At 38.8% G+C, this 20,215-nt stretch carries 29 protein-coding genes and 1 pseudogene; 26 read left to right on the plus strand and 4 right to left on the minus strand.

Features of this window, described 5'->3' with window-relative positions:
* Positions 1 to 2: 2 nt before the first annotated feature.
* The 26 genes from rplP (at position 3) to fni (ending at position 16,079) form a co-directional block, all read left to right on the plus strand.
* Positions 3 to 416: a 50S ribosomal protein L16 gene (gene rplP / locus STRDD10_RS03485; protein WP_002928793.1), complete on the plus strand. Its 414-nt coding sequence runs from the start codon at positions 3 to 5 to the stop codon at positions 414 to 416.
* Between the two features lie 9 nt (positions 417 to 425).
* Complete coding sequence (rpmC, locus tag STRDD10_RS03490; protein WP_067193172.1) at positions 426 to 632, plus strand: 50S ribosomal protein L29; 207 nt, start codon at positions 426 to 428, stop codon at positions 630 to 632.
* A gap of 24 nt (positions 633 to 656) precedes the next feature.
* Positions 657 to 917 (plus strand): 30S ribosomal protein S17, encoded by a 261-nt coding sequence (gene rpsQ / locus STRDD10_RS03495; RefSeq protein WP_002885836.1) that lies wholly within the window; start codon positions 657 to 659, stop codon positions 915 to 917.
* Positions 918 to 942: 25 nt separating this feature from the next.
* On the plus strand, positions 943 to 1,311 hold the full coding sequence (gene rplN, locus STRDD10_RS03500; protein ID WP_067193174.1) for a 50S ribosomal protein L14: 369 nt from the start codon (positions 943 to 945) through the stop codon (positions 1,309 to 1,311).
* Between the two features lie 73 nt (positions 1,312 to 1,384).
* Complete coding sequence (rplX, locus tag STRDD10_RS03505) at positions 1,385 to 1,690, plus strand: 50S ribosomal protein L24 (protein WP_067193175.1); 306 nt, start codon at positions 1,385 to 1,387, stop codon at positions 1,688 to 1,690.
* Positions 1,691 to 1,713: 23 nt separating this feature from the next.
* The gene (gene rplE / locus STRDD10_RS03510; protein WP_067193176.1) at positions 1,714 to 2,256 is read left to right on the plus strand and encodes a 50S ribosomal protein L5; all 543 of its coding nucleotides are present in this window, start codon (positions 1,714 to 1,716) and stop codon (positions 2,254 to 2,256) included.
* A gap of 17 nt (positions 2,257 to 2,273) precedes the next feature.
* Positions 2,274 to 2,459, plus strand: coding sequence for a type Z 30S ribosomal protein S14 (locus tag STRDD10_RS03515; RefSeq protein ID WP_001085697.1), 186 nt, complete (start codon positions 2,274 to 2,276; stop codon positions 2,457 to 2,459).
* Positions 2,460 to 2,743: 284 nt separating this feature from the next.
* Complete coding sequence (gene rpsH, locus STRDD10_RS03520) at positions 2,744 to 3,142, plus strand: 30S ribosomal protein S8 (protein ID WP_061588602.1); 399 nt, start codon at positions 2,744 to 2,746, stop codon at positions 3,140 to 3,142.
* Positions 3,143 to 3,441: 299 nt separating this feature from the next.
* Positions 3,442 to 3,978, plus strand: coding sequence for a 50S ribosomal protein L6 (gene rplF, locus STRDD10_RS03525; protein ID WP_067193177.1), 537 nt, complete (start codon positions 3,442 to 3,444; stop codon positions 3,976 to 3,978).
* Positions 3,979 to 4,062: 84 nt separating this feature from the next.
* Positions 4,063 to 4,419 carry a 50S ribosomal protein L18 gene (gene rplR, locus STRDD10_RS03530; protein ID WP_067193178.1) on the plus strand — a complete coding sequence of 119 codons (357 nt, stop codon included), beginning with the start codon at positions 4,063 to 4,065 and terminating at the stop codon, positions 4,417 to 4,419.
* Positions 4,420 to 4,436: 17 nt separating this feature from the next.
* On the plus strand, positions 4,437 to 4,931 hold the full coding sequence (gene rpsE / locus STRDD10_RS03535) for a 30S ribosomal protein S5 (RefSeq protein ID WP_067193179.1): 495 nt from the start codon (positions 4,437 to 4,439) through the stop codon (positions 4,929 to 4,931).
* 13 nt (positions 4,932 to 4,944) lie between these two features.
* The gene (gene rpmD / locus STRDD10_RS03540) at positions 4,945 to 5,127 is read left to right on the plus strand and encodes a 50S ribosomal protein L30 (RefSeq protein WP_067193180.1); all 183 of its coding nucleotides are present in this window, start codon (positions 4,945 to 4,947) and stop codon (positions 5,125 to 5,127) included.
* Between the two features lie 122 nt (positions 5,128 to 5,249).
* On the plus strand, positions 5,250 to 5,690 hold the full coding sequence (gene rplO / locus STRDD10_RS03545; RefSeq protein WP_067193181.1) for a 50S ribosomal protein L15: 441 nt from the start codon (positions 5,250 to 5,252) through the stop codon (positions 5,688 to 5,690).
* A 20-nt stretch (positions 5,691 to 5,710) separates the two neighbouring features.
* Positions 5,711 to 7,018 (plus strand): preprotein translocase subunit SecY, encoded by a 1,308-nt coding sequence (secY, locus tag STRDD10_RS03550; RefSeq protein ID WP_067193182.1) that lies wholly within the window; start codon positions 5,711 to 5,713, stop codon positions 7,016 to 7,018.
* Between the two features lie 299 nt (positions 7,019 to 7,317).
* Complete coding sequence (locus STRDD10_RS03555; protein ID WP_067193184.1) at positions 7,318 to 7,956, plus strand: adenylate kinase; 639 nt, start codon at positions 7,318 to 7,320, stop codon at positions 7,954 to 7,956.
* A gap of 114 nt (positions 7,957 to 8,070) precedes the next feature.
* Positions 8,071 to 8,289, plus strand: a complete 219-nt coding sequence (gene infA / locus STRDD10_RS03560) for a translation initiation factor IF-1 (protein ID WP_001029883.1) — start codon at positions 8,071 to 8,073, stop codon at positions 8,287 to 8,289.
* A gap of 24 nt (positions 8,290 to 8,313) precedes the next feature.
* Positions 8,314 to 8,430 (plus strand): 50S ribosomal protein L36, encoded by a 117-nt coding sequence (gene rpmJ / locus STRDD10_RS10410; protein WP_001808836.1) that lies wholly within the window; start codon positions 8,314 to 8,316, stop codon positions 8,428 to 8,430.
* A 17-nt stretch (positions 8,431 to 8,447) separates the two neighbouring features.
* On the plus strand, positions 8,448 to 8,813 hold the full coding sequence (rpsM, locus tag STRDD10_RS03565) for a 30S ribosomal protein S13 (protein WP_067193185.1): 366 nt from the start codon (positions 8,448 to 8,450) through the stop codon (positions 8,811 to 8,813).
* A 17-nt stretch (positions 8,814 to 8,830) separates the two neighbouring features.
* A complete protein-coding gene (rpsK, locus tag STRDD10_RS03570) occupies positions 8,831 to 9,214 on the plus strand; it encodes a 30S ribosomal protein S11 (RefSeq protein ID WP_001118385.1) in 384 nt (127 codons plus the stop codon).
* 45 nt (positions 9,215 to 9,259) lie between these two features.
* Positions 9,260 to 10,195, plus strand: a complete 936-nt coding sequence (locus tag STRDD10_RS03575) for a DNA-directed RNA polymerase subunit alpha (protein ID WP_067193186.1) — start codon at positions 9,260 to 9,262, stop codon at positions 10,193 to 10,195.
* A gap of 15 nt (positions 10,196 to 10,210) precedes the next feature.
* The gene (rplQ, locus tag STRDD10_RS03580) at positions 10,211 to 10,597 is read left to right on the plus strand and encodes a 50S ribosomal protein L17 (protein ID WP_000331493.1); all 387 of its coding nucleotides are present in this window, start codon (positions 10,211 to 10,213) and stop codon (positions 10,595 to 10,597) included.
* Positions 10,598 to 10,826: 229 nt separating this feature from the next.
* The gene (locus STRDD10_RS03585; protein ID WP_067193187.1) at positions 10,827 to 12,095 is read left to right on the plus strand and encodes a glutamate-cysteine ligase family protein; all 1,269 of its coding nucleotides are present in this window, start codon (positions 10,827 to 10,829) and stop codon (positions 12,093 to 12,095) included.
* A 173-nt stretch (positions 12,096 to 12,268) separates the two neighbouring features.
* Positions 12,269 to 13,147, plus strand: coding sequence for a mevalonate kinase (gene mvk, locus STRDD10_RS03590; protein WP_067193189.1), 879 nt, complete (start codon positions 12,269 to 12,271; stop codon positions 13,145 to 13,147).
* A complete protein-coding gene (mvaD, locus tag STRDD10_RS03595) occupies positions 13,129 to 14,076 on the plus strand; it encodes a diphosphomevalonate decarboxylase (protein ID WP_067193191.1) in 948 nt (315 codons plus the stop codon). The genes mvk and mvaD overlap by 19 nt, the downstream gene beginning before the upstream one ends.
* Entirely contained in the window at positions 14,069 to 15,085 is a 1,017-nt protein-coding gene (locus STRDD10_RS03600) for a phosphomevalonate kinase (protein ID WP_067193193.1), read from the plus strand. The genes mvaD and STRDD10_RS03600 overlap by 8 nt, the downstream gene beginning before the upstream one ends.
* Positions 15,069 to 16,079: a type 2 isopentenyl-diphosphate Delta-isomerase gene (gene fni, locus STRDD10_RS03605; RefSeq protein ID WP_067193196.1), complete on the plus strand. Its 1,011-nt coding sequence runs from the start codon at positions 15,069 to 15,071 to the stop codon at positions 16,077 to 16,079. The genes STRDD10_RS03600 and fni overlap by 17 nt, the downstream gene beginning before the upstream one ends.
* Positions 16,080 to 16,092: 13 nt before the next feature.
* Here the strand turns inward: fni and STRDD10_RS03610 are convergent, their stop codons facing one another.
* From STRDD10_RS03610 to STRDD10_RS03625, 4 genes and pseudogenes are all read right to left on the minus strand, one after another.
* A complete protein-coding gene (locus STRDD10_RS03610) occupies positions 16,093 to 17,370 on the minus strand; it encodes a hydroxymethylglutaryl-CoA reductase, degradative (RefSeq protein ID WP_067193198.1) in 1,278 nt (425 codons plus the stop codon).
* Positions 17,367 to 18,539, minus strand: coding sequence for a hydroxymethylglutaryl-CoA synthase (locus STRDD10_RS03615; protein ID WP_067193200.1), 1,173 nt, complete (start codon positions 18,537 to 18,539; stop codon positions 17,367 to 17,369). The genes STRDD10_RS03610 and STRDD10_RS03615 overlap by 4 nt, the downstream gene beginning before the upstream one ends.
* A gap of 130 nt (positions 18,540 to 18,669) precedes the next feature.
* Positions 18,670 to 19,113 carry a threonine/serine exporter family protein gene (locus STRDD10_RS03620; protein ID WP_067193202.1) on the minus strand — a complete coding sequence of 148 codons (444 nt, stop codon included), beginning with the start codon at positions 19,111 to 19,113 and terminating at the stop codon, positions 18,670 to 18,672.
* A gap of 9 nt (positions 19,114 to 19,122) precedes the next feature.
* Positions 19,123 to 19,880: pseudogene (locus tag STRDD10_RS03625) on the minus strand (threonine/serine exporter family protein).
* Positions 19,881 to 20,215: the final 335 nt, after the last annotated feature.

The raw sequence follows: 20,215 nt of genomic DNA on the forward strand, positions 1-20,215 counted from the left end.
CAATGTTAGTACCTAAACGTGTTAAACACCGTCGTGAATTCCGTGGTAAAATGCGGGGTGAAGCTAAAGGTGGAAAAGAAGTAGCATTCGGTGAATACGGTCTCCAAGCTACAACAAGCCACTGGATCACTAACCGTCAAATCGAAGCTGCTCGTATCGCCATGACTCGTTACATGAAACGTGGTGGTAAAGTTTGGATTAAAATCTTCCCACACAAATCATACACCGCTAAAGCTATCGGGGTACGTATGGGATCTGGTAAAGGGGCACCTGAAGGTTGGGTTGCACCAGTTAAACGTGGTAAAGTGATGTTTGAAGTTGCAGGTGTATCTGAAGAAGTTGCTCGTGAAGCTCTTCGTCTTGCAAGCCACAAACTACCAGTAAAATGTAAATTCGTAAAACGTGAAGCAGAATAAGGAGAAGTCATGAAACTTAATGAAGTAAAAGAATTTGTTAAAGAGCTTCGTGGTCTTTCTCAAGAAGAACTTGCGAAGCGTGAAAATGAATTGAAAAAAGAATTGTTTGAACTTCGTTTCCAAGCAGCAGCAGGTCAACTTGAAAGAACTGCTCGTCTTGATGAAGTTAAAAAACAAATTGCACGTATTAAAACTGTGCAAAACGAATCAAAATAATAGATTGGGAAAGGAGAAATTCAAATGGAACGTAATCAACGTAAAACTCTTGTTGGACGTGTAGTTTCTGATAAGATGGATAAAACAATCACTGTTGTAGTTGAAACAAAACGTAACCACCCAGTCTATGGTAAACGTATTAACTACTCTAAAAAGTACAAAGCTCATGATGAAAACAATGTTGCTAAAGAAGGTGATATCGTTCGTATCATGGAAACTCGTCCGCTTTCAGCTACAAAGCGCTTCCGTCTTGTAGAAGTTGTTGAAGAAGCGGTTATCATCTAATCAAACCTGAAAGGAGAAAATGTAAATGATTCAAACAGAAACTCGTTTGAAAGTTGCTGACAACTCAGGTGCTCGCGAAATCTTGACTATCAAAGTTCTTGGTGGTTCAGGTCGTAAATTTGCTAACATCGGTGATGTTATCGTAGCATCTGTAAAACAAGCTACTCCTGGTGGTGCGGTTAAGAAAGGTGACGTTGTAAAAGCTGTTATCGTTCGTACTAAATCAGGTGCTCGTCGAGCTGATGGTTCATACATTAAGTTTGACGAAAATGCTGCAGTTATTATCCGTGAAGATAAAACACCTCGTGGAACTCGTATCTTTGGTCCCGTGGCACGTGAATTGCGTGACGGTGGATTCATGAAAATCGTTTCACTTGCACCAGAAGTATTGTAATTGAACAAACTAGTCCCCTGAGGAAGTCCTCAGGGTGCCCTTGTGGGCGTAAGAAATTTTAAGGAGAACCCTAATGTTTGTAAAAAAAGGCGACAAAGTTCGCGTAATTGCAGGTAAAAACAAAGGCGTAGAAGCTGTTGTTCTTACTGCTCTTCCAAAAGTAAATAAAGTTGTAGTTGAGGGTGTTAACCTAGTCAAGAAGCACCAACGTCCAACAAATGAGCTACCTCAAGGTGGTATCGTAGAAAAAGAAGCACCTATCCATGTTTCAAACGTTCAAGTTTTAGACAAAAATGGTGTAGCAGGACGTGTAGGCTACAAAGTTGTTGACGGAAAAAAAGTTCGCTACAACAAAAAATCAGGCGAAGTGCTTGATTAATCACGAAGGAAAGGAGAAGTATAATGGCAAATCGTTTAAAAGAAAAATATCTTAATGAAGTAGTTCCATCTTTGACAGAACAATTTAATTATTCATCTGTTATGGCTGTGCCAAAAGTTGATAAAATTGTTTTGAACATGGGTGTGGGTGAAGCTGTTTCTAACGCTAAAAACCTTGAAAAGGCTGCTGAAGAATTGGCTTTGATTTCAGGTCAAAAACCATTGATTACTAAAGCAAAAAAATCAATCGCCGGCTTCCGTCTTCGTGAAGGTGTTGCGATCGGTGCAAAAGTTACCCTTCGTGGTGAACGGATGTACGAATTCTTGGATAAATTGGTTTCAGTATCACTTCCACGTGTGCGCGACTTCCATGGTGTTCCAACAAAATCATTTGATGGACGCGGAAACTACACACTTGGCGTGAAAGAGCAATTGATCTTCCCAGAAATCAACTTTGATGACGTTGACAAAACTCGTGGTTTGGATATCGTTATCGTAACAACTGCTAACACTGACGAAGAGTCACGTGCATTGCTTACAGGCCTTGGAATGCCTTTTGCAAAATAATATAGGAGGTAAATCTAATGGCTAAAAAATCAATGATTGCTAAGAACAAACGTCCAGCGAAGTTCTCTACACAAGCGTACACTCGTTGTGAAAAATGTGGCCGTCCACATTCAGTTTACCGCAAATTTAAACTTTGCCGTGTTTGCTTCCGTGAATTAGCATACAAAGGTCAAATCCCTGGTGTCACTAAGGCATCTTGGTAATTTAAGATATCAAGGGCGTCAAAACTCCAAGTGAAAATAGGAAACTTGACGAAGAAACTGGAGTTTCTAGGAAAGTTTATCTTTTTCACACAGAGTTTAGCCCGAGTTCAGTTGGGTTTTCCGATTTGAACACGAGCTACAGCCTTGGCAAAAAAGACCAATTATCTTTGGAGCATCGCTCCTGCATCAAATTGCCTATTTTTGCTCTTGCTGTTACGCTCTTTGTATCATGTATTAACTAGCAAGTGCGTCTTGCAAACTACTAGTAAGAGGAGAAATTTAAAATGGTTATGACTGACCCAATCGCAGACTTCCTAACACGTATTCGTAACGCGAACCAAGCTAAGCACGAAGTGCTTGAAGTACCTGCATCAAACATCAAAAAAGGGATTGCTGAAATCCTTAAACGCGAAGGTTTTGTAAAAAACATTGAAATCATTGAAGATGACAAACAAGGCATCATCCGTGTATTTTTGAAATACGGACCAAACGGTGAAAAAGTTATCACTAACTTGAAACGTGTTTCAAAACCAGGACTTCGTGTTTACAAAAAACGTGAAGATCTTCCAAAAGTTCTTAATGGACTTGGAATTGCCATCCTTTCAACTTCTGAAGGTTTGTTGACTGATAAAGAAGCACGCCAAAAGAACGTTGGTGGTGAGGTTATCGCTTACGTTTGGTAATTGATGATGTGAGAGCGTTAAAAGAATGCAGTGAAAATAGAAAGTTTGTAGCAGGAGCGATGCTCCAAGACAAACTTATCTTTTTCACCAAATTCTTAGCTCGAACTCAAATTAAGATACAAAGCTCGTTGAAGAACTAATTGAATACGGACTGAAAGCTGTGTAAAAAGATAATATCGTCTTGGCTCATCGAGCCGTCACCGATTTTCCTATTTTTACTTTGTCTACGTCCTTTGTATCATAATCCCCCCGTGAAAACTGGCCTTAAAGGCCTGACAATCTAACAGGAGAAAAACTACATGTCACGTATTGGTAATAAAGTTATCGTGTTGCCTGCTGGTGTTGAACTCACTAACAATGACAACCTAGTAACTGTTAAAGGACCTAAAGGAGAATTGACTCGTCAGTTCTCAAAAGATATTGAAATCCGTGTGGAAGGAACTGAAGTAACTCTTCACCGTCCAAACGATTCAAAAGAAATGAAAACAATCCACGGAACTACTCGTGCCCTTTTGAACAACATGGTTGTTGGTGTTTCAGAAGGATTCAAGAAAGAACTTGAAATGCGTGGGGTTGGATACCGTGCTCAGCTTCAAGGAACAAAACTTGTTTTGGCTGTTGGTAAATCACATCCAGACGAAGTTGAAGCTCCAGAAGGAATTACTTTTGAACTTCCAAACCCAACTACAATTGTGATTAGTGGAATTTCAAAGGAAGTAGTTGGTCAAACAGCTGCTTACGTACGTAGCCTTCGTTCACCAGAACCTTATAAAGGTAAAGGGATTCGTTACGTTGGTGAATTTGTTCGCCGCAAAGAAGGTAAAACAGGTAAATAATGTTGTGTGGTTATTTTATAACCACCCATCTATTTTCCAATTTTGTGCTTAAGCACGCAATTTAAAAATTAAGAGGTGAAAACTGTGATTTCTAAACCAGATAAAAATAAACTCCGCCAAAAACGCCACCGTCGCGTTCGCGGAAAACTCTCTGGAACTGCTGATCGCCCACGTTTGAACATTTTCCGTTCTAATACAGGCATCTACGCTCAAGTGATTGATGACGTAGCGGGTGTAACGCTCGCAAGTGCTTCAACTCTTGACAAAGAAGTTTCAAAAGGAACTAAAACTGAACAAGCCGTTGTTGTCGGCAAACTTGTTGCAGAACGTGCAGTTGCTAAAGGTATTTCTGAAGTGGTGTTCGACCGCGGTGGATATCTATATCACGGACGTGTGAAGGCTTTGGCTGATGCAGCTCGTGAAAACGGATTGAAATTCTAATAGGAGGACACTATAAAATGGCATTTAAAGACAATGCAGTAGAACTTGAAGAACGCGTAGTTGCTATTAACCGTGTTGTTAAAGTTACTAAAGGTGGTAACCGTCTTCGCTTTGCAGCTCTTGTAGTTGTAGGTGACCGTAATGGTCGTGTTGGATTTGGTACTGGTAAAGCGAAAGAAGTACCAGAAGCTATTCGTAAAGCAATCGATGATGCAAAACGTAACTTAACAGAAGTACCAATGGTAGGTACAACTATCCCTCACGAAGTTCGTTCAGAATTTGGTGGAGCGAAAGTATTGTTGAAACCAGCTGTTGAAGGGGCAGGAGTTGCCGCTGGAGGTGCTGTTCGTGCTGTTGTTGAGTTGGCTGGAATTGCTGACATCACATCAAAATCACTTGGTTCAAATACTCCAATTAATATTGTTCGCGCAACTGTGGAAGGTTTGAAACAATTGAAACGTGCTGAAGAAGTAGCTGCTCTTCGTGGTATTTCAGTTTCTGACTTGGCATAAGAAAGGGGATAAAATGGCTCAAATTAAAATTACTTTGACGAAGTCTCCAATCGGACGCATCCCGTCACAACGTAAAACTGTTGTAGCACTTGGACTTGGTAAATTGAATAGCTCAGTTATCAAAGAAGATAACGCTGCAATCCGTGGTATGGTTACTGCAGTATCTCACTTAGTAACTGTTGAAGAAGTAAACTAATAATATTAGGGGATGTGAGAAAGTTCTCATCCCCTAAAACTAAATATATGTATAGGCGAGTTTGTACAGGGAACACCTTTTTCCCTGTATGAGCGCTAGCATTTTACAAAAGAGGAGAAAAAATGAAACTTCATGAATTGAAACCTGCTGAAGGTTCTCGTAAAGTCCGCAACCGTGTTGGTCGTGGTACTTCATCTGGTAATGGTAAAACTTCAGGTCGTGGTCAAAAAGGTCAAAAAGCTCGTAGCGGTGGTGGCGTACGTCCAGGATTTGAAGGTGGACAAACTCCATTGTTCCGTCGTCTTCCAAAACGTGGATTTACAAACATCAACGCTAAAGAATATGCGATTGTAAACCTTGAACAATTGAACGTATTTGAAGATGGAGCTGAAGTAACTCCAGTTGTTTTAATTGAAGCTGGAATTGTAAAAGCTGAAAAATCAGGCGTTAAAATTCTTGGTAATGGTGAGTTGACTAAGAAATTGACTGTGAAAGCAGCCAAATTCTCAAAATCAGCTGAGGCAGCTATTACAGCTAAAGGCGGTTCAGTAGAAGTCATCTAATCGAATAAGCGGGGTGGCCTATGTTCCTAAAAACATTGAAAGAAGCCTTGAAAGTAAAACAAGTACGTTCGAAGATTTTATTTACAATCTTTATCTTACTTGTCTTTCGAATTGGTACTCATATTACAGTACCAGGTATTAATGCTCGAAGCCTTGAAGCGCTGAGTAACCTCTCTTTCTTGAATATGCTTAGTTTAGTATCAGGAAATGCTATGAGAAACTTTTCTGTTTTCGCTTTAGGGGTAAGTCCTTATATTACTGCTTCCATCGTTGTTCAACTCTTACAAATGGATATCGTTCCTAAATTTGTTGAATGGGGAAAACAAGGTGAGGTTGGCCGAAGAAAGTTAAATCAAGCTACTCGTTATATCGCCCTAGCTTTGGCCTTTGTCCAGTCTATTACGATTACAGCTGGTTTTCAGACATTGTCAAGTGCACAATTGGTATCAACTCCAAACTTACAAACCTATCTTTTGATTGGTGCTATTTTGACAACCGGTTCTATGATTGTAACCTGGTTAGGTGATTTAATTACCGATAAGGGATATGGTAATGGCGTTTCTATGATTATCTTTGCAGGGATTATTTCCGCAATACCAGAGATGATTCAAAGTATCTATGTTGATTATTTTGTCAACGTCCCTAGTGAACGATTCCAATCTTCTCTCGTATTTGTAGGGATTTTCACTCTTGTTGCTTTGGCAATCATCTTCTTTACAACTTATGTGCAACAAGCAGAATATAAAATTCCAATTCAGTATACTAAAGTTGCACAAGGGGCGCCGTCTAGCTCCTATCTTCCCTTAAAGGTTAATCCAGCAGGGGTTATACCAGTAATTTTCGCTTCTTCTATCACAGCAGCACCGCCAGCGATTCTACAATTCTTAGGTTCTAGTAACCCATCAGCAACTTGGATTCGCACTTTACAGAATATTTTTAATACTGCCAATCCGAGTGGAATCGCCATTTATGCTCTATTGATTATACTTTTTACGTTCTTCTATACTTTTGTACAGATAAATCCTGAGAAGACCGCTGAAAACCTTCAAAAGAGTGGTGCATATATACCGGGTGTGCGACCAGGTAAGGGAACAGAGCAGTTTATGTCTGTAACTTTACGACGATTAGCAGCGGTAGGTTCTTTATTCCTTGGCTTTATTTCTATTTTACCAATCATTGCTCGCGATGCATTTGGCTTGACAGATATCGTTGCTCTAGGAGGAACCAGTCTTCTGATCATTATTTCAACAGGTATTGATGGAATGAAGCAGCTAGAAGGCTATCTCTTAAAGAGGAAATATACTGGCTTTATGAATACAACAGAATAGAATCTATTTTGAAATAAAACTTCAGAGTAGATAGATGATTTTTAAAAAAACACTGATAGCGCAGTAGTTGATTGTTTCTAACAAGACTTTTAAACTTGGAAGAAATACAAATCATCTTTGCGGGGGTAAGACAAGACTAAAAGGTAGTTCCGTCTTACTCCCTCTATTTTGTTTTTTAATGAGGGTGGAATACATTATTCTACTTTCATTTAAAAACAAAAAAGAACTTTCAAAATTTTATCTATGTTTCTATCAAGTATAGGGGTATGGATAGTGAAAGAAGGTAAAGGAGATTTAATATGAACCTATTGATTATGGGCCTACCAGGGGCTGGTAAGGGAACACAAGCAGCAAAAATTGTAGAAACTTTCAATGTTGCTCACATTTCTACTGGTGATATGTTTCGGGCAGCTATGGCAAATGAAACTGAAATGGGAATTTTAGCGAAGAGCTATATCTCCAAAGGAGAATTGGTGCCAGACGATGTTACGAATGGTATCGTCAAAGAACGACTAGCTCAAGAGGATATTAAGGAAACGGGCTTTTTGTTGGATGGTTTTCCTCGTACAATTGAACAGGCACATGCCTTAGATCAAATTTTATCGGAATTGGATCTAGAACTTGAAGGAGTTATTAATATTGAGGTAAATCCGGATAGTTTACTTGAACGCTTGAGTGGTCGTATTATCCATAAAGAAACGGGTGAAACTTTCCATAAAGTCTTTAACCCGCCAATTGACTATAAAGAGGAAGACTACTACCAACGTGAAGATGATAAACCAGAAACGGTCAAGCGCCGTTTAGATGTTAATATTGCACAAGGAGAACCAATTATTGAACATTATCGTGCAAAAGGGTTGGTTCACGATATTCAAGGAAATCAAGATATCAATGATGTATTCGCTGACATAAAAAAAGTCTTGACAAATTTGAAATAAAAGGTTTTTAGGCTTGCAATATCTAATAAAATTTGTTAGAATGAATTAGTCTGACTTATAATTGTTCCCTCTGCTTCTGGAGGGAAAAATCGAAATTTAGGGAGGTGCTTTTGCGTGGCAAAAGACGATGTGATTGAAGTAGAAGGCAAAGTAGTTGATACCATGCCTAATGCTATGTTTACGGTTGAACTTGAAAATGGACATCAGATTTTAGCAACAGTTTCTGGTAAAATTCGTAAAAACTATATTCGTATTTTAGCGGGAGATCGTGTTACTGTGGAGATGAGTCCATATGACTTAACACGTGGACGTATCACATACCGCTTTAAATAGTCGAAAAACTTGGAGGCATAAGAAATGAAAGTAAGACCATCGGTCAAACCAATTTGCGAATACTGTAAAGTAATTCGTCGTAATGGTCGTGTTATGGTAATTTGTCCTGCAAATCCAAAACACAAACAACGTCAAGGTTAAGATAGAAAGGAGAAAATATGGCTCGTATTGCTGGAGTTGACATTCCAAATGACAAACGTGTAGTAATTTCACTTACTTACGTGTATGGTATTGGACTTCCTACATCTAAAAAAATTCTTGCTGCTGCGGGGATTTCGGAAGATATTCGTGTTCGTGATTTGACTAGTGATCAAGAAGATGCTATTCGTCGTGAAGTTGATGCAATTAAAGTTGAAGGTGACCTTCGTCGTGAAGTAAACTTGAACATCAAACGTTTGATGGAAATCGGTTCTTACCGTGGAATTCGTCATCGTCGTGGACTTCCTGTTCGTGGACAAAACACTAAAAATAATGCGCGCACTCGTAAAGGTAAAGCTGTTGCGATTGCAGGTAAGAAAAAATAATATAGGAGGTAAAAAAATTGGCTAAACCAACACGTAAACGTCGTGTGAAAAAGAATATCGAATCTGGTATTGCTCATATTCACGCTACATTTAATAACACTATTGTTATGATTACTGATGTGCATGGTAATGCAATTGCTTGGTCATCAGCTGGAGCACTTGGTTTTAAAGGTTCTCGTAAATCTACACCATTTGCGGCTCAAATGGCTTCTGAAGCTGCTGCTAAATCTGCACAAGAACACGGTCTTAAATCAGTTGAAGTTACTGTAAAAGGTCCAGGTTCTGGTCGTGAGTCAGCTATTCGTGCTCTTGCTGCCGCTGGTCTTGAAGTAACCGCTATTCGCGATGTGACTCCTGTACCACACAATGGTGCTCGTCCTCCAAAACGTCGCCGTGTATAATCATAACCTACACAGCTTTTCGTTTTAAGAGGGAGTAGTAACTAAATGATTGAGTTTGAAAAACCAAATATAACAAAAATTGATGAAAATAAAGATTATGGCAGATTTGTAGTAGAACCACTTGAACGTGGTTATGGTACAACTCTTGGAAACTCACTTCGTCGTGTACTTCTTGCTTCACTTCCAGGTGCTGCTATTACTTCAATCAACATTGAAGGTGTACTCCACGAATTTGATACAGTTCCAGGTGTTCGTGAAGATGTGATGCAAATCATCTTGAATCTTAAGGGCATTGCTGTAAAATCTTACGTCCAAGACGAAAAGATAATTGAACTAGATGTTGAAGGACCTGCTGAAATTACAGCTGGTGACATCTTGACAGATAGTGATATTGAAATTGTAAATCCAGACCATTATCTATTTACGATTGGGGCAGGTGCTAGTTTTAGAGCTACGATGACTGTTAATACAGGTCGTGGGTATGTACCAGCTGACGAAAATAAAAAAGATGATGCTCCGGTGGGGACATTAGCAGTAGATGCAATCTATACTCCAGTGTCCAAAGTTAATTACCAAGTTGAGCCAGCTCGTGTTGGTAGCAATGATGGTTTTGACAAACTAACCCTTGAAATCATGACTAATGGAACCATTATTCCAGAAGACGCTCTAGGTTTATCCGCACGTATTTTGACTGAACATCTAGATTTATTTACAAATCTAACAGAAATTGCACTTTCAGCTGAAGTAATGAAAGAGGCAGAATCAAGTTCAGATGATCGTGTTCTAGAACGTACAATCGAAGAATTGGATCTATCAGTTCGCTCATATAACTGTTTGAAACGTGCCGGTATTAATACGGTGTTTGATTTGACAGAAAAATCTGAAGCGGAAATGATGAAAGTAAGAAACTTAGGCCGCAAGAGCTTGGAAGAAGTTAAAGTTAAACTTGCAGATCTTGGTCTAGGCTTAAAAGAGAAATAATAAAAGGAGGAACTCATGGCTTACCGTAAACTAGGTCGTACTAGCTCACAACGTAAAGCGATGCTTCGTGATTTGACTACAGATCTTTTGATCAATGAATCAATCGTAACAACTGAAGCTCGTGCTAAAGAAATCCGTAAAACAGTTGAAAAAATGATTACCCTTGGTAAACGTGGTGATTTGCATGCTCGTCGTCAAGCAGCTGCTTTTGTACGTAACGAAATTGCATCAGAAAATTATGATGAAGCTACTGATAAGTATACATCTACTACAGCACTTCAAAAATTGTTCTCAGAAATTGCACCTCGCTACGCTGAACGTAATGGTGGATATACACGTATCCTTAAAACTGAACCACGTCGTGGTGATGCTGCCCCAATGGCAATCATTGAATTAGTTTAAGTTCATCAATTTTGTTGAGTGTTATGATGATGGAGGCTCGTCCTCTTAGTCTAGCTCTGGTCTACCGCTAGGTTTTTCCTAGCGGGAACACTCATCATATTGTAAATGATGTGAACGCTTGTTTACGAAATTGCTTTGTTTAGAAACAATTTCGTAAGCAGGCGTTTTGTTATATGAATATTTTTCTGAATTTGTTATAATAAAACAAGAGAATCTAAAGGAGTAGACTATGTTAACCTCAGTTGATTTACTTAAAAATCGTTATTTGTCTCATATTAAGCCAGATCCGAGTCTCTTAATTGGTGTAGAGTTAGAGTTTCCAATTGTTGAAAAAATGGGAAATCCAACGAGTATAAAAGTAACGACTGAACTAATGAAGACACTAGCTCAGAGTATGGTTGTAGAAAAGATCGATGAGGATGGGAATCCTATACAATTACTAAATCCTGAAACGGGTGATCGGATTTTATTTGAAGTGTCATATACCACAATAGAGTTTGCCTTTGCTCCAGTTTCTGCTATTCATGAAGTGGAAAAACGGTTTCTTGACTTATTTGATCGCATTCAGGAGATACTTGAAAAAAATCATCATGAGATTCAGGGATGGGGAGTAAATCCTAATTGGCAAATAAATGATAATCACGCTGTTAAGTCTCCTCGATATGAGATGCTCATGTCTTATTTATCCTTAGCATTGAATAAAAATCATAAAGATTTACACGATTATTATGATTATGGGAGTTTTATTTGTGGTAGTCAAGTTCAGCTTGATGTTTCTAGAGAAAATTACCTTCATGTCATAAATGCTTTTAATCAGTTGGAGCCTCTAAAAGCTTTCTTATTTGCTAATTCAGAATTTTGGGGGCAGGATTGGGATCTTAAAATTAGTCGTGACTTTTTTTGGGAAGGATCAATGCATGGAATTTTCAAAGAAAATGTTGGAGTTAACCCAGTTGATTTTAAGACAGAAGATGAATTTTTTACCTATTTAGATCAGTCAGCTATCTTTACTGCCAAACGTGGGGAGAAAACTTATTTTTTTGAACCGATACGAGCCACTGACTATCTAGATATGGGACCATTTGAAGCATATGATTTAAATGGGAATGTCGTCCTTTTGGAACCTGAGGTTCAAGATTTTGATTTTCATCGAAGTTATCAATACCAGGATTTGACAACTAGGGGAACAGTGGAATTTCGGAGTGTTTGTACGCAACCTCTAGATCGAACGTTTGCACCAGCTGCTTTTCACCTAGGATTATTAGTGGTGTTGGAAGAGGTAGAAAAATATTTAGAATCTTGCCCTTTTTTCCTTACTTATGGTCGAAATTATCCTGCACTTCGTCGGCAGTTTTCAAAGAAGTTGCTAACGGAAAAGGAGAAATTAGATATGGAAATATTTGCGACGGATATTTTAAGAATTGCTTATGAAGGTTTGTTAAGTCGTGGTTTGGGAGAAGAGCAATATTTACGTCCTCTTTGTCTAGGGAGATTTTAGCTTTTTGATAGTGGGCAGTATTAAAAGCTGTGAAGAATAGTTTTGTATGGATTACTTGAGTATCATTTTATTTTTTCTTTATAAATGAATGAAAGAATCTTTCAATCGCTTTTTTTGTAAAATTACCTTATAATGGAAAAAGAAAGACATGTAGTAGAAAGTGGTAAATCGCAATGTTGTATGGTCAGGGTGTTGGTAAATCCCATAGTAAGATTATTTTAATTGGGGAGCATGCGGTGGTCTATGGTTATCCTGCGATTGCTTTACCTTTAAAGAATATTGAAGTAACTTGTCAAATTGTTCCTGCCACTAAATCTTGGGAATTATTTGAAGCGGATACTTTGTCTATGGCTGTTTTTGTTTCTTTAGAGTCTTTAGGGCTTGAGGGAGCTAAGATTCGATGTCAAATTTCGTCTATGATACCTGAGAAGCGTGGAATGGGTTCATCTGCAGCAGTCAGTATCGCAGCTATTCGAGCAGTGTTTGATTATTTTAAAAAGGATTTAGATGCTAGTTTATTGGAAACCTTGGTGAATCGGGCTGAAATGATTGCCCATATGAATCCTAGTGGTTTAGATGCTAAGACTTGTTTAAGTGATAGAGCTATCAAATTTATTCGAAATGTAGGTTTTTCCGAGTTAGCGATAGATTTAAATGCTAAATTGATTATTGCGGATACAGGAATTTATGGTCATACAAGGGAAGCGATACAAAAAGTAGAGGAAAATGGTCAAGAAGCTTTATCTCACCTTCGTGTAATTGGTCAATTAACTAATCAAGTGGAACAAGCGATTGCTGAGAAAGATTTAAGTGGATTAGGTAAGGCACTTTCAGCATGCCATCGTGAGTTGGCTAGCATTGGGGTGTCTTGTCCTGAGGCGGACTGTTTGGTTGAGACGGCTGAAAACGCAGGTGCTCTTGGAGCTAAAATGAGTGGTGGTGGTCTAGGAGGTTGTATCATTGCTTTAGCTGAAGATGAAAAAAAAGCTAAGGAAATTGTTGAACGATTGCGAGAAAAAGGAGCAAAAGATATATGGATAGAAAGCCTGTAAAAATTCGTTCTTATGCTAATATAGCTATTATCAAATATTGGGGGAAAGAAGATACGACGAAAATGGTTCCTTCAACCAGTTCAATCTCTCTAACGCTGGAAAATATGATTACAGAGACTCAGCTAAGCCCCTTGGATTCAGAAGCAAAATCACATGTTTTTTATCTGGATGGTACCTTACAAAGCCTCGCTGAACAAGAGAAAATTGGATCTGTTATTGAGCAGTTTAAGCCTGCGGATGAAACTGGTTTTGTTCGTATCGATACACACAATAATATGCCAACCGCAGCGGGCCTATCTTCCAGTTCAAGTGGTCTTTCTGCTCTTGTATTGGCTTGTAATGAGTATTATCAACTAGGTTTGAATCAAGGAGAATTAGCTCAACGAGCTAAATTTGCTTCAGGTTCATCCTCGCGTTCTTTCTTTGGACCAATAGCTGGATGGGATAAGGAAACGGGACAAATCTTTCAAGTTCAGACTGATTTGAAATTAGCAATGATTATGTTGGTTTTAAATGATCAAAAAAAATCAATTTCTAGTCGTGAAGGTATGAAACGGTGTATGGAAACTTCTACCAATTTTGAAGATTGGGTGCGGCAATCCGAACAAGATTATCAAGACATGCTTCTTTACCTAAAGAACAATGAGTTCAAAAAAGTCGGTGAATTAACGGAAAAGAATGCCCTTCTGATGCATTCTACAACTGAGACAGCTAGCCCATCTTTCTCCTACTTGACAGAAGAAAGCTACCAGGCGATGGATTTTGTGAAACAGTTACGAAAAAAAGGAGAGCAATGCTATTTTACAATGGATGCAGGACCGAATGTAAAGGTGCTGTGTCTAGAAGAAGATCTAGATCGTTTGGTTCCGCTTTTTAAACAGAATTATCGTGTTATTGTGTCAAAAACTAAGGAATTGAATCATGACTAAGTTACGTGTTCAAACCGGAGGCAAACTCTATTTAGCAGGGGAATACTCAGTTTTGACACCAGGACAAAGTGCTTTAATCGCTTTTATTCCCATCTATATGCAAGCAGAGATTCAGTTTGCAGAGGAGTATCTTATTCAGTCTGATTTATTTGATTTTAGTGTTACGATGCAACCTCAGGCGGATTATAGTTTGATACAGGAGACGATTTCTGTGATGGAAGAGTTTCTGTTTTTGAACGGAAAACGGACACTTCCTTTGCACCTATCTCTTACAGGTAAGTTTGAAAGAGATGGAAAAAAGTTTGGAATTGGTTCAAGCGGAAGTGTAGTAGTGCTCACCATTAAGGCTATGGCGAGTCTTTACCAGTTTGACTTGTCTCCAGATTTGCTCTTTCGGCTTTCATCTCTTGTTTTGATTCGTCGTGGAGATAATGGGTCTATGGGAGATTTGGCTTGTATAGCATATGAACAGCTAGTTTATTATCAGTCTTTTTGTCGTGATAGGATAGCAAAAGAGATGACAAAATGGGACTTACTTGGTCTGTTAGACTTGGAGTGGGGCTACGTGATTGAACCTGTTCAAAATAAATTAACTTGTGATTTTTTAGTAGGGTGGACAGAAGAACCTGCAATTTCAAGTGACTTAGTTCGTCAGATAAAATCTGCTATCTATTCGGATTTTTTAGCAAAAACACAAAAAGCTGTCTTGCTCCTTCGGGAGGCGATTTCGCTAGGGGATAAGAAGATTGTTAAACATAAAGTGGAAGAGGTTAGTCAACTCCTAATTAGCCTTAGCCCTCAAATCTATACGAAACGACTAGCTAGATTAAAGGAGTCAGAAATAAATTTAGATGTTATTGCAAAATCAAGTGGAGCAGGTGGAGGAGACTGTGGCATTGCCCTTAGTTTTGATTCATCCAGTACAACTGAATTATTGAGGCGTTGGGAAAAGGAAGGCATTACCCTTCTTTATAAAGAAAGGATGGGTTTAAATGAATCGAAAAGATGAGCATATCTATTATGCTTTGAAACAAAAGTCAAACTATAATAGTTTTGATGAAATTGAGTTAATTCATCGTTCTCTTCCTGAATATGACTTGGAAGAAATTGATCTTTCAACTTACTTTGCTGGCAGAGATTGGGAGTATCCTTTTTATATCAATGCGATGACAGGTGGAAGTAAGCAGGCAGAAGTAATCAATCGTAAGCTAGCCATGATTGCCGAAAAATGCGGAATTCTCTTTGTAACAGGTTCTTACAGTGCGGCATTAAAAAATTCTGAAGATCAATCTTTTGCGGTAAGAAATAGCCATCCAAACTTACTTCTTGCGACCAATCTTGGGATTGACAAGCCAATAGAAATGGGGCTTCGGACTGTAAAGGAAATGGATCCTATATTTTTACAGGTGCATGTTAATCTCATGCAAGAACTTCTTATGCCTGAAGGAGAGAGGGTTTTTCATGATTGGAAGCAACATTTAGCTGAATATGCTAGAAATTTTCCTGTTCCAGTTGTTTTAAAAGAAGTTGGTTTTGGTATGGATATTCGTACGATTGAACTAGCTAGTAACTTGGGAATTCAGACTTTTGATATTTCGGGACGTGGTGGAACGAGTTTTGCCTATATTGAGAACTGCCGTGGTGGTAATCGTGATTATCTAAATGATTGGGGGCAGTCTACTGTTCAAACATTGTTAAATGCCTCTGACTGGGTAGATAGAGTAGAAATCTTAGCAAGTGGTGGTGTTCGAAATCCATTAGATATTGTAAAATCTTTGGTTTTAGGAGCAAAAGCAGTCGGACTTTCACGGACAATTTTAGAACTTACAACGAAGTATCCTGTAGAGCAGATAATTGAAATAATAGAGAATTGGAAAAAGGATATTCGAATCATTATGTGTGCTCTATCCTGTAAAAATCTGAAAGAGCTTCGTGAAATTGATTATCTTTTATATGGGAAATTAGCACAAGCTACTAAAAATAGTAAAGTAAAAAACGATTAGGCGAGTATTCTGCTTAATCGTTTTTTTGTTGGCGTAAATTCGTTAAAATAGCTTGAGCCTTTTCTTGGTTGAAAGGTTGATCGTTTAATAATGCTGCAACAAGGAGTGGCATTTCATCTTCTTTCGCACCTGCAAGTAGGGCAAGGGATTTGGCTTGTAATTTCATATGTCCAGCCTGAATTCCTGTACTGATGAGAGCTTTTAGGGCAGCAAAGTTTTGTGCTAAACCAAGTGATACGATAATGGTAGCAAGCTTTTTGGCATCTGGGTTTCCTAAAAGTTCATGGCTGGCTTGGGCGGTAGGATTTAAGCCGATGGATCCTCCTTTGGTAGCGATAGGCATGGGAAGAGTTAACTGTCCATGGAGAATCCGTTTGTTAAAGTCAGCTTTCCAAAGAGATAAGCCACGATATGCACCATCTTTACATGCATAAGCATGACATCCTGCTTCGATGGCACGCCAATCGTTACCTGTTGCAATCACAAGCGCATCAATACCGTTAAAGATTCCCTTGTTATGGGTAGCAGCCCTGTAAGGGTCGGCTTGTGCTAGTTGACTGGCCAATTCTATTTTTAAAGCCAACTTGTCTGCTTCTTCTTTATGACGACTAAGATAACGAAAATCAATGTGACATTGACTGGTGACAAGGGAATTACTCGCATAATTGGATAAGATAGCCATTAGACTTTTTCCATCAGTCAACTCCTCTAATTTATAGGTTAGAGCTTCTAGCATCGTGTTGAGCATGTTAGCGCCCATAGCTTCTTTGGTATCGACTGATAGGTAACAGATAAGGAAACCTGCTTTTTCTTCGATCCAAAGCTCTCTAGCTCCCCCTCCACGCTTGACAATAGAAGGGTAGGCTTGATTAGCTAGGTAGAGGAGTAGTTCTTTATTAGACAGGACTTTTTCTTTTGCTAATGAGATATCTTTTACATGGTATAGAGCTACTTGACCAATCATTTCTCGCTTATGAACGGTTGTTAGAAATCCGCCAGATCGTTTGATGATTTTTGCAGCAAAACTAGCTGCAGCAACAACGGATGGTTCTTCTGTTACTAGAGGAAGGGTGTAGTCCATTCCATCGATGAGAAAATTGGGCGCTAGACTATAAGGAAGAGAGAATGTACCGATAAGGTTTTCTACCATTTGGTCAGCAGTAGAAAGAGGCAAACCAGAATTCTCCTGCAAGATTTTCCAAATATCTTCTGACACTAGATTATTTTCTTTTAGTATGTGTAGTCTTTCTTGGGGATTTTTTTTTGAAAATCCAGACCAGTTCCTGTTCATTTTTCTACCTTTTCATAGTGGCGTTTGTGTTCATGTATAGCAGTGAGAGCAAACATCTGCTTGTTGTACTCTTTAAAGATTTGGCTTCCAGTGTTGTCCAATTTACTTTCTTCAAAGAATAGTTGTTCGTACTCGCTGACAGAAAGGAGCTGACGTTGTTCAAGCTGTTTTTTACGGTCAGTATTGAGCATGTCCTTATATCCTTGGACTAATGTGCCACTAAAGATTTCTGCAACAGCACCGCTTCCGTAACTAAATAGCCCAATTCGATCTCCTCCTTTTAGTTTGTCATTGTTTTCGAGGAGAGATAGTAGACCGAGAAAGAGTGAACCTGTATAGATATTTCCTACCTGTTGGCTATAGAGAATAGAATCCATAAAGGCCTCTGTCAATCGTTCTTTATCAAGCGGAGCGACAGTCTTGTCAAGTAGTTTTTTTAACCCTTTAAGAGCCAATTTCGGATAAGGGAGATGGAAAGTAAAAGCAGCAAAGTCTCCCATAGTTAGGTTGTAGCGACTTTGATACTCTTCCCAAGTTGTTTTGAGGCTCTCTAAATATTGACGAGTGGAGTAGATTCCATCGACAAAGGGAGTTGTAGAATAATTTGGGCGCCAAAAATCCATTACATCACGTGTTTGGGCAACGTTATCGTCATTAAAAGCTAGGATACGGGGATTGTGAGTGATAAGCATAGCAATGCTACCAGCTCCTTGAGTCGGTTCGCCGGAAGACTCAATTCCGTATTTTGCAATATCACTAGCGATGACCAATACCTTACTGGTTGGGCGAGCTGTGACGTGAAGTTGGGCGTAATGTAGGGCAGCAGTTGCTCCGTAGCATGCTTCCTTGATTTCAATGGTACGTGCAAATGGTTGGATATTTAAAAGTCCATGAACAAAAATACCAGCAGCTTTACTCTGATCAATTCCACTTTCAGTAGCAAATAAAACCATGTCAATATCTGCTAAATCTTGTTCGGAAAGAATCATATGAGCGGCGCTAGCTCCAAGTGTCACGATATCTTCGGTAATCGGGCTAATGCTCAGTGTATCAAGTAGAAGTCCCTTACTATATTTGTCAGGGTCCACTCCACGCTCTCTTGCCAAATCAGCCAGTTTAAGGGCGTATTGGCTTGTCGCAAAGCCGATTTTGTCGATTCCGACTGTCATATAATAACCTCTTTTAGTTTGATATCTTGTATTATCTATCTCCTATTTTATCACATTTCATCAAGAGACTTATCAGAAAATTTCCAAGAAAGGAGGAAATCAGTCTTGAGACGGATAAAGTTAGAAATAATCAAGATTGTTTTGTTCTTTTTTTGAAATAGTTGTAGATTTTAAGTATAACGGTTCCACTCGCCATACCGATTGAAATGACTAGGGCTAGAATAACCACTAAACTAGCATTGACGACAGCTTGGTGATAGTTGCCAGTCACAAAAAAAGATGTGGTACGATAGGCTAGGTATCCGGGTACAAGTGGTGCCAAGATGGCAAGAATAAAAACAACAGCAGGGGTTTTATAGTAGATACTAAGAATTTGACTTAGACAAGAGCCTATAATAGCAGCTACAAAAGTAGCAATGATAACATTAGTAGGTTCTCTAAGTAGTAAGTAGAGAAGCCAAGTTGCCATTCCAAGGAATCCTCCCGGAATGAGTACAGAACGCTGCACATTTAGTACAATGAGAAAGGTGACGATGGCAATGAAGCTTGCTATGGCATGTAATAATAGACTCATCCTGTCCTCCTAGTTGATTAGTAAAAGAGCGACAGAAGTTCCAGCTCCAAGGGCAAGTGTAATCAAAAGAGACTCAAACATCTTGCTCATTCCAGAATTAATATGATTTGTCATGATGTCTCGAACAGAGTTTGTCAAGGCGATTCCAGGTACAAAAGGCATAACGGAACCAGCAATAATCAGCTCTGCACTAGAATTGAGGTTGAGGTGGTGAGCCCAAAACTGTGCAATTAATCCAAAGACAAAAGCTCCCGCAAAAGCCGTTACAAAGGGAATATGAATAAATCGTTGAACGATGAGAGAAAAAGCAAAGGCAAAAAAAGTCGCAACTCCAGCTCCTAAAGCATCGAATAGATTTCCTCCGAACATGATGGAAAAAAATGGAGCGCTGAGGGTTGCAGCGAGCGTGATTTCTTTTTCACTATAGGGGAATCCTTTTTTTGTAACCTTTTCAAGGCAATTTCAGCTTCGTTTAGACTGATTTCTCCAGCAACCAACTGCCGAGAGACCTGATTAACATCACAGACCTTTTCGATATTATAGGCTGATGAAGTTACTCGTTTCATTCGCGAGATGTTTGTATTTTCAATAGAAAAAAAGATAGCCGCTGGCATGGCTAAGACATTACAATCTTGAATCCCTTGGGAGTGGGCAATGCGTACCATGGTGTCTTCGACACGGTAAATTTCGGCACCGCTACGTAATAATAAAGTCCCCGCTAACATCAGGACATCAATAACTTGGTTGAACTCTTTACTTTCTTTCATACTTCCTCTCATTTCAAGAAGATAATCTCCTTCTATTATAGCAAAAAAAAGAGAGAGAAAAAAGTGTTAGCATCTCTCCACTATTGGGCAATAACATCCTAAGAGTTGGCAGTTATTAGGAGGGGGGAAGAGCCCAATCTTGTATCCTTATAGTCACTATTAGTTAGGGTTTATCAGTTAATTTTTCCATATCAGTAATAATTTATATTTGTCAAGCACCTAGATTTGATAAGTTTATTTTTTATAAATATGCATAAGATATGTATTTATGCAAAAAGTTTGATAGTTGTAATTATATGAACTGTCTAATAAAATCGTATTATTTTGCTATTGAT

It is taken from the genome of Streptococcus sp. DD10 (assembly GCF_001578805.1).
Classification (GTDB): Bacteria; Bacillota; Bacilli; order Lactobacillales; family Streptococcaceae; genus Streptococcus.